General features: G+C 45.6%; 12 protein-coding genes. 4 read left to right on the top strand and 8 right to left on the bottom strand.

Annotated features, from left to right (window positions below; translation table 11 throughout):
* The first annotated feature begins 6 nt into the window (after positions 1–6).
* A complete protein-coding gene (locus ACRRS1_RS11815; protein ID WP_432467771.1) occupies positions 7–2,505 on the top strand; it encodes an ABC transporter permease in 2,499 nt (832 codons plus the stop codon).
* Positions 2,506–2,714: 209 nt separating this feature from the next.
* Positions 2,715–3,701: an HTH-type transcriptional regulator CysB gene (gene cysB / locus ACRRS1_RS11810; RefSeq protein WP_432452980.1), complete on the top strand. Its 987-nt coding sequence runs from the start codon at positions 2,715–2,717 to the stop codon at positions 3,699–3,701.
* A gap of 71 nt (positions 3,702–3,772) precedes the next feature.
* Here the strand turns inward: cysB and ACRRS1_RS11805 are convergent, their stop codons facing one another.
* The 3 genes from ACRRS1_RS11805 to pabB form a co-directional block, all read right to left on the bottom strand.
* On the bottom strand, positions 3,773–5,125 hold the full coding sequence (locus ACRRS1_RS11805) for an L-serine ammonia-lyase (RefSeq protein WP_432463137.1): 1,353 nt from the start codon (positions 5,123–5,125) through the stop codon (positions 3,773–3,775).
* A gap of 65 nt (positions 5,126–5,190) precedes the next feature.
* Positions 5,191–5,754 (bottom strand): CoA pyrophosphatase, encoded by a 564-nt coding sequence (locus ACRRS1_RS11800; RefSeq protein WP_432452982.1) that lies wholly within the window; start codon positions 5,752–5,754, stop codon positions 5,191–5,193.
* A gap of 29 nt (positions 5,755–5,783) precedes the next feature.
* Positions 5,784–7,154: an aminodeoxychorismate synthase component I gene (gene pabB, locus ACRRS1_RS11795; RefSeq protein ID WP_432467773.1), complete on the bottom strand. Its 1,371-nt coding sequence runs from the start codon at positions 7,152–7,154 to the stop codon at positions 5,784–5,786.
* Between the two features lie 195 nt (positions 7,155–7,349).
* Between pabB and ACRRS1_RS11790 the strand changes: the two genes are divergently transcribed.
* Positions 7,350–8,876, top strand: a complete 1,527-nt coding sequence (locus ACRRS1_RS11790) for a fumarate hydratase (RefSeq protein WP_432452984.1) — start codon at positions 7,350–7,352, stop codon at positions 8,874–8,876.
* A gap of 12 nt (positions 8,877–8,888) precedes the next feature.
* Here ACRRS1_RS11790 and ACRRS1_RS11785 read toward each other — a convergent pair whose 3' ends face one another.
* The 5 genes from ACRRS1_RS11785 to ACRRS1_RS11765 all read right to left on the bottom strand — a co-directional run bounded on the left by ACRRS1_RS11785 (position 8,889) and on the right by ACRRS1_RS11765 (position 11,574).
* Positions 8,889–9,341, bottom strand: a complete 453-nt coding sequence (locus ACRRS1_RS11785) for a DoxX family protein (RefSeq protein WP_432452985.1) — start codon at positions 9,339–9,341, stop codon at positions 8,889–8,891.
* Entirely contained in the window at positions 9,328–10,107 is a 780-nt protein-coding gene (locus ACRRS1_RS11780; protein WP_432459466.1) for an HvfC/BufC family peptide modification chaperone, read from the bottom strand. Before ACRRS1_RS11780 ends, ACRRS1_RS11785 begins: the two co-directional genes overlap by 14 nt.
* Complete coding sequence (gene bufB, locus ACRRS1_RS11775; RefSeq protein WP_432467774.1) at positions 10,100–10,942, bottom strand: MNIO family bufferin maturase; 843 nt, start codon at positions 10,940–10,942, stop codon at positions 10,100–10,102. Before bufB ends, ACRRS1_RS11780 begins: the two co-directional genes overlap by 8 nt.
* Positions 10,943–11,007: 65 nt before the next feature.
* Entirely contained in the window at positions 11,008–11,262 is a 255-nt protein-coding gene (locus tag ACRRS1_RS11770; RefSeq protein ID WP_432452989.1) for a BufA1 family periplasmic bufferin-type metallophore, read from the bottom strand.
* Positions 11,263–11,319: 57 nt separating this feature from the next.
* Complete coding sequence (locus tag ACRRS1_RS11765; protein ID WP_432467775.1) at positions 11,320–11,574, bottom strand: BufA1 family periplasmic bufferin-type metallophore; 255 nt, start codon at positions 11,572–11,574, stop codon at positions 11,320–11,322.
* 399 nt (positions 11,575–11,973) lie between these two features.
* On the opposite strand from ACRRS1_RS11765, the gene ACRRS1_RS11760 reads away from it, so the two are divergent.
* A complete protein-coding gene (locus ACRRS1_RS11760; protein WP_432467776.1) occupies positions 11,974–12,579 on the top strand; it encodes a hypothetical protein in 606 nt (201 codons plus the stop codon).
* Positions 12,580–12,649: the final 70 nt, after the last annotated feature.

Genomic DNA, 12,649 nt, shown 5'->3' with positions numbered 1-12,649 from the left:
TCTTCGATGAATAAGCTGATTTGGCGTTTATTTCGTGCTGAACTGCGGCGTGGGGAACTGACGATTATTGCCGCTGCTATTGTGCTTGCGGTGAGCTCAGTATGGTTGTTCAGTAGTATTACTGATCGTTTAGAACAGGCCATTTTTTCTAAGAGCGGAGACTTTATTGCCGCCGACCGCTTGGTTCGTAGTGGACATCCCGTTGATCTTGATTTGGCGCAGCGAGCAAGCCGCTTACAATTAGATTACGCGGAGCAATTGCTCTTTCCATCGATGTTATATGCCAATGATAAGTTAGTTTTGGCGAGTGTGAAGGCGGTGTCGAATCACTATCCACTGAAGGGGGCGTTGCGAGTGAGTAAACAGCCGACTGGCAGTGGTGGTGCCTCGATAAAAGGCGTTCCGATAGGACAAGTGTATTTAGCCGAACGTTTGTTTTATCAGCTTGGCGTAAATATTGGCGATCAAATTGAGATAGGCGAGGCGACATTAAAGATCGCCGGGCGTATCGTGAATGAACCAGATGCGCCATTTAGCGTATTTATGACTGCGCCTCGGGTCATGATGAATATCGCCGATGTGCTTCAAACCGAGGTGGTTCAGCCTGGCAGTCGCTTATCTTACCGCTACATGTTCGCAGGAAGTAAATCTCGTTTAGCCGACTTAGAGCTGCAATTAAAGCCCTTGCTCGCGGATAATCAACGTTTCATTAACGTCAGTAGTGGTAGCTCTCCGCTAGCCAATGCCTTAACCAAGGCGCAGCAATTTTTATTGCTTGCGGGCTTAATTGGGGTTTTGTTGGCTTGCGTGGCGATTGCGGTCGCCAGCAGGCTGTACTGTCAACGTCATTACGATACGGTGGCGATGTTTAAAGTTGTTGGGGCAAGTAAAGTACAGATCAGACGCATTTACATTGGACATTTATCTAGCGTCGTTTTGTTATCAACATTGCTGGGATTGGGACTTGCCTCCATTTTGCAATGGCCTGTGGTCAATTATGTGGAAGCTAGTATTAACATTACCTTGCCAAGCGCAGGTTTGAAACCTTATCTGATGGCGGTGGGTAGTGGTTTGATTTGTGGCTTTGCCTTTACTTTGCCAACTCTCTTACAGTTATTTAATGTGGCACCAATGCGGGTGATCCGTCGTGACAGTGACGATGGTGTGGTGAAGCCGTTATGGGTCGGCCTATGGATGCTGCTGAGCGTGTTTGGCTTATTATGGTTGTATAGCGCATCTTTATCGCTCAGCCTTATTCTATTGGGCGTAGGTTTATTGGCGGTGTTGGTGCTGTTGTTAACCAGCCAGCTATTGCTGTGGCTACTTAAAAAACGTTCAAGCAATTTAGGTCACGTGAGCCTTAAAATTGCGGTCTCATCGCTTTATAAAAGAGCGAAACAGAATCGGGTTCAGTTGATTGGCTTTACCGTTGCCATCAAACTTGCTTTAGTGGTGTGGGTGATTCAACAGGATCTCATTAGCGAATGGCAGCAACAACTGCCGGCCGGGGCTCCTAACCATTTTGTTTACAATATTAGCCAACAGCAAAAACAGCCATTAATCGATCGTTTCGCTGCCGAGAATATTAATTTGGGCCCCTTGTTTCCGATGTTGCGTGGGCGCTTAGTGGCGATCAATGATGAGCTAGTGAGTCAGCAAGCCAATGGCGAATATTCAGATAAGGAATCGTCGCGTCGTCGTGGGGCTGGTCGGGAACTTAATTTAAGTAGCACTGCAGACTTACCCTATCGAAATCAAGTAATTGATGGCCAGTGGTTAAGCCCTCAAAGCCAGCAGCAAGCTTCGGTGGAGCAAGATTTTGCCGAGCGTTTAGCGATTAAACTCGGTGATACGCTGCGTTTTATGGTGGGAGCCAGTACCTTTGAAGTAAAGGTAAGCAGTATTCGCAGTGTTGATTGGAATACCATGCAACCAAATTTCTTTGTGCTATTGAGTCAAGATGTGATGGCCTCTTTTCCAAGTGGATATTTGAGTTCTTTTAATTTACCAGCCAATAAAAGTGCTTGGATGGCTGAAACTATGGCGAGTTTTCCTACCTTGGTATTAATTGATGTGAAGGCTCTGATTCAGCAGTTAAGCCAAGTGGTTGACCAAGTATCACTGGCGCTTCGATTGGTGTTGGTGGTGGTACTGTTAGCCAGTAGTTTAGTGCTATTTGCTCAAGTGCAGGGCTCGTTACAAGAACGCCGACTGCAAACGGTGATTCTACGCACTCTAGGTGCCAGCGGTAAAGTATTGAGAAATGCTGTGATTTATGAATTTGTTATCCTCGGTCTATTATCTGGCTTCATCGCCGCGTGCGCAGCTCAAGGGGTATTATTGTTACTACAAACTCAAGTGTTTGAGATCCGACCGATGTTGAACTGGAGCCTGTGGTTGATTGGCCCAGTGTTGGGAATGGTGGTGATTGCCAGTATGGGGGCGAGTTCAACCTTACGTTTACTGAAGCGAAACTCGGCTCAGTTGGTGAGAAGTTTGCGTTAAGCTTTTCTCGCTTTAGTGGTCTTTGTATTCACTTAAGTGGTAAGTCGCAGCCCAATCTAAGCTAATGTTGCTTCCGCTTTGTTAAAATCAATGGAAAGTGATTTCATTATGGTCTGCAATGGCTATATACTTATGAAAAAATGTAATAAGAGCTTAACTCGCGGGTATATTTGTGGTTAAGACAGTTTGGCGCTAGAGAATCTAACAAAATGAAATTGCAGCAATTACGCTATATCGCAGAAGTCGTTAATAATAACCTTAACGTATCTGCAACTGCCGAAAGTTTATATACCTCGCAACCGGGGATCAGTAAGCAGATCCGCTTGTTAGAAGACGAGTTAGGGGTACAAATCTTTAAACGTAGTGGCAAACATCTTAGCCAAGTCACCCCTGCTGGCCAAGAAATTATACGGATCAGCAATGAAATTATGGCGAAGGTGGAGAGCATTAAAGCTGTGGCTAGTCAGCATACTCATCCTGACCAAGGCTCATTAAACATTTCCACCACCCATACTCAAGCACGTTATGCCCTACCAGAAGTGATTCAAGGTTTTATTCATCGTTATCCGAATGTTTCGTTAAATATGCATCAAGGCACGCCCAATCAAATTAACGAAGCGGTTGCCAAGGGCAGTGCAGACTTTGCGATTGCGACCGAGGCCTTGCATATCTTTTCCGATTTGGTGATGTTGCCGTGTTATCACTGGAACCGGAGTATTCTCGTACCACCCGATCATGAGCTGGCGAAGAAACATCTGAATGGTGAAGTTGTGACCATTAATGATTTAGCTAAACATTCAATTGTCACCTATATTTTTGGTTTTACTGGACGCTCAGACCTTGACGACGCCTTTGGCCGTGCGGGTAAGGTACCCAAAATTGTCTTTACTGCCACCGACGCCGACGTGATTAAAACTTATGTGCGAATGGGCATTGGTGTCGGGGTATTGGCAACGATGGCGATTGATAAGCAACAAGATCAGGACTTAGTCGCGATTGATGCGAGTCACTTATTTAGAGCGAGTACCACTAAAATTTGTTTCCGAAAAGGAACCTTCCTACGGACCTATATGTATGATTTCATCGAACGCTTTGCTCCTCATTTGACTCGCGATTTAGTCGATAGGGCAGTACAAGCAAAATCATTCGATGAAGTTGAAGCTTTGTTCAACGAGATCCAATTACCAACCATTTAAGTGTTCAAAAAAGCAGTCGAAGTGACTGCTTTTATTGTTTCTGATTTTAATTCGCTAGTTAGCTGGCTGCTTTAACACTCGATAATGTTGACCGCTAAACCACCGCGCGATGTTTCTTTGTACTTACTCTTCATATCACGACCAGTTTCCCACATCGTTTTTATCGCTTTGTCTAGCGATACCTTGTGTTCTCCACTCCCGCGAAGCGCTAAACGTGCGGCATTAATCGCTTTCAATGCGCCCATCGCATTGCGTTCGATACAAGGAACTTGTACCAAACCACCGATGGGGTCACAGGTGAGTCCTAGATTATGTTCGATGCCGATCTCGGCTGCATTTTCAATTTGTTCGGGTTTGCCGCCAAATAGAGCCGTTAAGCCAGCTGCCGCCATTGAGCAGGCGACGCCCACCTCGCCCTGACATCCAACTTCGGCACCAGAAATTGAAGCGTTGGTTTTATATAAAGAGCCAATTGCGGTGGCGGTCAAAAAAAACTGATTTAGGGCATCTTGGTCTAAGGCTTGTACAAAATTGTGATAGTAATGTAATACGGCAGGAATGATCCCCGCGGCCCCATTGGTCGGAGCGGTAACCACGCGTCCACCTGCGGCATTTTCTTCGCTAACGGCAAGCGCATATAAATTGACCCAGTCCATAACATTGAGGGGATCAGAGCTTAGGTTTTGTTGCGAATTGAGCTGGCGCTTTAAGCAGGGGGCTCGTCGAGCTAGCTTAAGGCCGCCGGGTAAGATCCCCTCTTCTCCCATACCGCGAGCCACACAGGCTTGCATTGTTTGCCAAATTTGTTGGGTATACGCGCTAATGCTACGCGTAGAACAATGTACTTGCTCATTGCAAGAAACCACCGCAGCGATGCTTTTACCGCTTTCTTTACAGCGTAATAGTAAGGAATCGGCACTGTCGTAAGGGTAGGGGTAGTTAGCCTCATGGGCTGCAACGGCTTCGCCATCTTCAATAATGTAACCTCCACCAATCGAGTAGTAGGTTGCCGAAATGGTTTTACCATTGTCGAGTGTGGCGGTAAAACGTAAGGCATTACTGTGCACAGGCAAGCTTCTACGTCGGTGAAAAACAATCGCGCCAACTTTTGGAAAGTTAATTATTTTAGAGTTTAATAAATTTAACTCTTGGCTTTGTTCTACCTCTTGTAACATTTGCTCAACGGCATCAATATCAATAGACTCGGGAGTTTCGCCTAATAGGCCGAGAATGACTGCCTTACCTGTGCCGTGGCCTTTCCCGGTGGCGCCTAACGAGCCAAATAGCTCGACTTGTAAGTGATTGATCCGCTGGAATTGCGGTTGTAAATTTTCAGCAAATAGTTTCGCCGCCTTCATCGGGCCTACGGTATGAGAGCTGGATGGACCAATACCAATGGAAAAAAGGTCAAATAAACTTACCATTTATGTTGTTACCTAAAAAATCGAATCGAATAAGTTATTAATTCTGTTGTGCTAAGTATATCTAGTTATCCGCAACAATGAGAGGCCAAATTATACAATATTTGCGCGGTTGCTCCCCAAATGACGTGCTTTTCGACTTCGATGAAATAAACCTGTTTCACGCGGCCTTTGCGATAAAAACGATAGCCCTGATAATTGCTTAAAGACAAAAAAGGCTGCAAGGGTAAAACAATCACTTGAGCCACTTCGTTGTCGTTGATCTTAAACGCAAGGTCTTGCTTGGCGGTCGCGATAAAGGGACTCACCGAGAAATTGCTGACGGTATTTAACTGCGGAAGTTGCCCTAAAATGGTAAATAACTTGGGGTTAATTCCTATTTCTTCTTCGGTTTCACGCAATGCAGTGTGTTGTAAGTTGTGATCGGTGCTGTCGTATTTCCCGCCGGGAAAGCTGATCTCCGAGGGGTGATGCCGTAACTGAGCGCTGCGCTGAGTCAGTACCAGTTGCTCCGTTTGTCCTGGCTGGGCGATGATTGGCACCAAGACTGCCGCAGCTTGCTTTGTTGACTTGGCTGAGTTGGCCACAGCAGGATGCAATAGATAGCGTTGTAGGTAGTGGTGGGTATGCATAAATACAATTGGATCCTTGAGTCTCAGCCTTACTGTAAGGCTGGCAAAATACGACTGAGCTTATCGAAACATTCTTGGTATTCGGCATCGACCTCAGAGTCAACCACAATCCCGCCGCCAGCCCAACAATAGATCTGCTGTTGTTCACATACCAAAGTTCGGATCGTGATATTGGTATCCATATCGCCATTGGCGCTGATATAACCGATAGCTCCACAATAGGCGTTACGGCGGTTTGCTTCAAGTTCTTCAATAATCTGCATCGCCCGGATTTTAGGCGCGCCAGTGATTGATCCTCCAGGAAAACAGGCCGCTAGAAGTTGTTCGCTTGAGTACTGTTTGGCAAGTTCTGCGCGAATGGTACTCACCAGATGGTGCACCGCAGGGAACGATTCTATATTAAATAGCTTGGGCACTGTCACACTGCCAGACTTGGCGACTCGGCCAATGTCATTTCGCAATAGGTCGACAATCATCAAGTTCTCGGCTTGATCTTTTTCCGCGATGGCCAGTTCTTCGGCTAAAGCTCTATCTTTAGCCGGATCGCTACTGCGCGGGCGAGTGCCTTTAATCGGTTTGGTTTCGATCATTCCTTGTTTCAGGCGAATAAAACGTTCGGGCGATACACTCAGAATACAGCTGTCTTCGAGGCGTAAAAACGCCGAAAATGGTGCTTTGTTGGCTGCAATCAGTTTTTGATAAGCAGTGAGTTCACTACCTTGATAGCTGGCTTGAAAGCGTTGGGTTAAATTAATTTGGTAGCAGTCGCCACTGAGTAGGTATTGTTGCACCTGAGCAAAACGTTGCTGATACTGTGCCTGACTAAGGTTGCTCTGCCATTGGCTGGTTAAACTAAATGTTTGCTCAGGTGCCGCTTGCTGTTGTAATAACCATTGCTCGCGTTCTACCAGCTGCGCATAGGCGCTTAATTGATCATCATGATCAGCGTAGTGCACGAGAGTACTACGTTGTTGTTGGTGGTCATAGATCAAGGCCCAGTCATAAAATCCGACTGCCATATCCGGACTACGCAGATCAGCTTGAAGACGCTGTGGTAGCGGCTCCAATTGGCGACCCAAATCGTATGACCAAAGTCCCAGAGCACCACCGCAAAATGGGAGTTCAAGTTGCTGATCCGTCGCCTTAGAAAATAATTGCAGCCGCAGTTTTTCTAATAAATCGAAGGGGGCTTGTTTGCTTTGGTAGTGTTGCTCGCCAAGTCTAACCGTGGATATTTCCGCTCGAGTACAAACCGTGGCGATGGGATCAGCCACTAAAATGTCGTAACGGCTATTCTCATGCTCACTGGATGCGGATTGCAAGAAGCAACACCACTGTTGGTTGGCGATCCGCTCGAATAGCGTTGCCGATTCTAAACAAAAAGATTTACTAACAATCATAGGGTTGGTTTTTACTGGCCATTAGCTAAAGGTATTATAAATACGTAGATAAATTGTAAAAATTTCGGACTAGGTTATAGCAGGCTTTATAGCGCAAGCGTATTATAGGCGGGAAGGATAACGATTATAACCCGAATAGCCAAGGACTGAGTTCACTCAATGTACCAAGGCAAAATAAGGACCTGTGGAGACTTTATGACCATCATCCGAAAACAAGACTTTATTGACAGTGTCGCTGAATCACTGCAATTCATTTCTTATTACCATCCTCTCGATTTTGTGAAAGCGATGGCTGCGGCTTACGAGAAAGAGCAAAGTACCGCGGCAAAAGATGCCATCGCACAAATTTTAATTAACTCACGAATGTGCGCCCAAGGTTTACGACCGATTTGTCAAGATACCGGCATTATTACAGCCTTTGTCAAAGTCGGTATGCAGGTTCAGTGGGACAGCGACCTTACCGTGCAGGAAATGGTCGACGAAGGCGTGCGACGAGCCTATACCAATCCCGATAATCCACTGCGCGCTTCTATTGTCGCCGACCCGAATGGGGCGAGGAAAAATACCAAAGATAATACGCCCGCGGTGGTTCACATCGATTTAGTCGCTGGTGATAAAGTGGAAATTATGGTCGCCGCGAAGGGCGGTGGTAGTGAAAACAAATCAAAAATGGCGATGCTTAACCCTTCTGACTCTGTGGCCGAGTGGGTACTTAAAACCTTGCCGACCATGGGAGCCGGTTGGTGTCCTCCCGGCATGGTTGGAATTGGCATTGGTGGTACCGCAGAGAAGGCTGCAGTGATGGCAAAAGAATCGCTGATGGATCCGGTAGATATTCAAGACCTACAGGAGCGTGGCGCAACTAACGCCGATGAAGAGCTACGTTTAGAATTAATGGAAGGTATTAATAAGCTGGGAATTGGTGCGCAAGGCTTGGGGGGCTTAACCACGGTTTTAGATGTCAAAGTAAAATCTTGCCCAACTCATGCGGCATCCAAGCCGGTGGTTTTGATCCCCAACTGTGCGGCGACTCGGCATGCTCATTTTGTTTTGGATGGTAGTGGTCCAGCACTGCTCACGCCACCGAAGCTGGAAGACTGGCCAGAAATTACCTGGGATGTGGGTGACAATGTACGCCGTGTTGATGTAAACAGCATTACTAAAGAAGAAATAGCCAGCTGGAAAATGGGCGAAACGGTATTGCTTAATGGTAAGATTTTAACGGGTCGCGATGCAGCGCATAAGCGTATTAAAGAATACTTAGAGCAAGGTAAACCATTCCCCAATGGCGTCGATTTTAACGGTCGCTTTATTTACTACGTAGGGCCAGTTGATGCGGTACGCGACGAAGCTGTAGGCCCTGCAGGCCCAACGACCTCGACTCGGATGGATAAGTTTACCGACATGATGCTTGAAGAAACCGGTTTGTTGGGCATGATTGGTAAGGCAGAACGCGGCCAAGCAACCGTTGATTCTATCGCGAAGCACCAATCGGTTTACCTAATGGCAGTAGGTGGCGCCGCCTATTTGGTGTCTAAAGCGATTAAGCAAGCCAAAGTCGTCGCGTTTGAAGATTTAGGTATGGAAGCCATCTACGAGTTTGAAGTTGAAGATATGCCAGTCACGGTAGCGGTAGATAGTGATGGCAACTCAGCTCATCAACAAGGCCCTGCTATTTGGAAGGCCAAGATTGAAGAGCTGGATGCAAAAATGAAAGCTTAATGAAAAAGCGGCTTAGGCCGCTTTTTTTTGTGCCATTTTATGCGTGAGGTAACGATCCAATGAAAGAGGACCTGCGCCCCATATTAAGTTGATCAGTAACATCAGTCCCCATAATTGGTGATCATAGAATCCGCCCGGCCACAGCACAGGATAAGACACGACCGCAATAATGTTGAATACGAACAGTTTTAAGGAAAATATACGGGTAAATAAACCCAAGACTAAAAAGATTGGCAAAATTAATTCTGCGGCGGTGCCCAAGTAAGCGGCTAACTCCCAAGGAATAATCGGAACCTGATATTCTTCTTCAAATAAGTAAAGAGTTGAATCCCATGAACTGATCTTAAGATAACCAGAACGAAAAAACACCGAAGCAACCCACAGTCGGGTGATGGTGAGTAACAGCGGGATCAGAAGTGATTGCATCGCCGTGACAGCTTTTAAATAGAGATTATAGATTGCCATGCTCTGGCCCTCCGGTGGCGTTTGCGTCGCTAAAGCTGGCAAACCTTTGTTGATGGATGGCATCACCCAATAAGGCTTCTAGTTCAAACAGACAATGTTCCGGTAATTGTTCTAAAGGCCGTTGCTGATGACAGTGGGCTAAGAACTCAAAACTAAGAGCCGATATTTGTTCTATGGCAACTTCAAAGTTGGCTTGTTTAGTGAGTAATAGATAGTCATTTTGTTGTAGCTCGATCGCCTCAACTTGCTCGGTCTGTACCATCTGATAAATATCAAAAATAGGATACTGGCTGGATAACAAGGTATATTGCGGGGCCAAGTGCAAAACCACAGACCCCAAGTTTTCAGGCGCAATGGTTTGCAGTTCAGCGATAGACAAAAACGTGGAACTCAATGCTTGCCCGGCGGTTTGCTCAATCAGCCAATCGAGTTGAGCAACTGCTGGCAAATAGGGGAGCTCGGCTAACTCGGGTTGTTGTTGCAGAAATAAATCAAAACCTTGACCAAATAAATTCAAGTCGCCTTGATCGTGTCCTTTGGCCAAGATGAAACGCTTAGCCGATTGACAAAAATATTCTTCACCAACCAATTTTTGGATGGTTGGGTAGCTCGCAGAGAGGGCTTCGCTTAAACTCAACAAGTAGTTGTTTTGGTATATCTGCATCGATTCGTCGGCAGTCAACTGGCCTTGCTGAAGATGTTGATGGATGGCGTTTTCTTGATGGTTTAGTGCATTTGAAAACTGCTGTTGTAATTGTTTAAGCACAAGCCACCTCTGTCACTAGTTGATCAATTGCGCGCGCTCGATCCATTTCCTGGCACAGTACTTCTAGCGCAGGGAAGTCACTATCCCATTCGATGAGTACAGGAATCTGGTTTGTAAAGTGTTGCTGGAAGTATTGATATAAATCCCAAACGGGTTGATGGACGGCTTGGTTATGGCTATCAATCAGCACCGTTTTTCCATCAAATTGTTTTTCGGTGTAGCCCGCTAGATGGATCTCTTGTACGGCGTTAAGATTGAGGTGCTCGAGGTACTGCTGATAATCCCAGCCTAAGTTATAAGCACTCACATATACATTGTTAATATCAAGCAAGAGCCCACAGCCCGTTTGCGCCACGAGTTGGTTTAAAAATTCGGGTTCAGGGATATGGCTTTCTGCATAGGCCAAATATGCGGAAGGGTTTTCGATTAATAGCTGTCGTCCTAGAAAATCTTGGGCTTGATTCACGTGGTCAACAAATACTTTTAAGCATTCTTCAGTATAAGGTAGGGGTAGCAGGTCGTTGTAATAACGGCCATTTATACTACTCCAGCTTAAATGTTCGGAAATTATAAAAGGTTGAATGTGATCAATTAAGGTTTTTAGTTTGCTTAAATGAGCAATACTCAATGCATCGCTAGAACCTAGTGATAGCCCAACGCCATGTACGCTAATAGGGGTGTGTTCAGCAATTTGAGTCAGCTGGTGATAGTCGTAGCTATGTAGATTGAAATAATTTTCGGCGTGAATTTCTAGCCAATCGATGTTGGGATGTTTGGCTAATAGCTGTGTCGCAAAGGCGGATCGTAAACCCAAGCCGTATTGTTTTTTAGTCATATTTATCGTCATCTTTACGGGGTGGGAAGGGACTGTCGAACCAAACTTGGTTCGACATCATCAACTTAGCTAGCTTCGGTGCTACCGCCAGCTAATTTGCCACAAAGACCCTTAGGTAAAACCACAAATGCATCTTTCTGGCTGTCAGATTTTGCAGTGCCAGCACAAGAGCTATTTTTAGTCGCGCAGTCATTTTGGCCTGCTTTGGCAACGCCGTAGCATTTTTCTTTATCGGCGGCGAATGCAGGGCTTGCACCTAAAGTTCCTAAAGCGATTAAACCTGAAACAGCAGTAGCGATGGCGAGGTTAGATTTTTTCATAGTTGATTCCTAATGTAGTGATCTTTAAATGTTGGTTTGCTTATTCAATGTTATTTATTAGCTAGCTTGGGTACTGCCGCCGGCCAATTTGCCGCAGAGACCTTTGGGTAAAACCACAAATGCATCTTTCTGGCTGTCAGATTTTGCAGTGCCAGCACAAGAGCTGTTTTTAGTGGCACAATCATTTTGACCCGCTTTGGCAACGCCGTAGCATTTTTCTTTATCTGCTGCGAATGCAGGGCTTGCACCCAAAGTTCCTAAAGCGATTAAACCTGATATGGCAGTAGCGACGGCGAGGTTAGATTTCTTCATGGTTGTTCCCTTATTCATTTAGTCTGGTGTTTGTTACAACTTGCTTACTTCGTTGTAACTAATGAAACCGAGTTTATTAAAAAAAGATTTCACGATGCATGAAAAAAATATTAATTATTTAATGATAATGGCTGTTTTAGTCCGGTTGGTTTTTACAATAAATGTATATTTAACAGATGCTTGTGGGTGTGAGTTGGAAATTAGATTATATTTTGTGAAGTCGAGTCAATTGTGTATTAAGTAGCCAGAATGTTAGCTGGAAGTGAAACGAAGCGTAGGAAAAAACAGGGGGCTCTCGATATTTTGAGGCGAGTTGACAGCGGGTATTGGGCAACAATGCTTGTGGAACCGCCATTCATAGTGAATCATGTAAGTACTCAATAAATAGAGGCGAACGATATGAAACTGGCAATTTGCTGGAGTGTAGGGGTTTTATTGTTAGGCGCTTGTAGTCCGCAGGTGCCGCTAAACCAACCGCAACGCAGTGCTCAGCAACAGCGCGACACGATAGTGGTGAGCGCCGACACGGGTTTTGCTTTAATAGCCCAACAAACCGTATGTGACCATCCCATGTTGGCCGAAGCGCTGCGTAATCCACAATTGTCGGATTTAGCAGCCTATGATCTGATGCACCACGCACTTACCAATGCATTGCTCGAGCGCGGGCTTGCTTATCAAAGTAAGGCGAGCGAAAGTTGTGACTATTGGTTGGCCTTTGCTATTCCTAGCAGCCAGCAACTTAGTGACCTGCAACTGATGAGTTTATTTGGGGTGTCTCCCGGTTTAGCCGATGATGGCAATCAAGATTTTCAGCGAGCAACTCTATACCTCAGTTTATATCAGCCTGGTTCAGGTCGCCCCAGTTGGCAGTTAAGTATGCAAGCCTTTGCTGCGGTGGAAATCGATCAACAGGGACGTAGAAAGCTGAAGCTTAAGCCTGAGGGTGTTGATTATGTGATAAACCGTATCTTTGCGCATTTGAAAGTCGACGCTATTCGGCCTTAAGTTTTCGAAGGCAAAAAAAAAGCCCAGCTACAGGGATGCTGGGCGTTCAATTTAAGTGTTTAATTGCAGT

Source organism: Agarivorans sp. Z349TD_8 (assembly GCF_050870825.2).
Taxonomy (GTDB): domain Bacteria; phylum Pseudomonadota; class Gammaproteobacteria; order Enterobacterales; family Celerinatantimonadaceae; genus Agarivorans.
The sequence above is the reverse complement of the archived record's forward strand: the minus strand, read 5'-3'. Positions and strand labels throughout refer to the sequence as shown.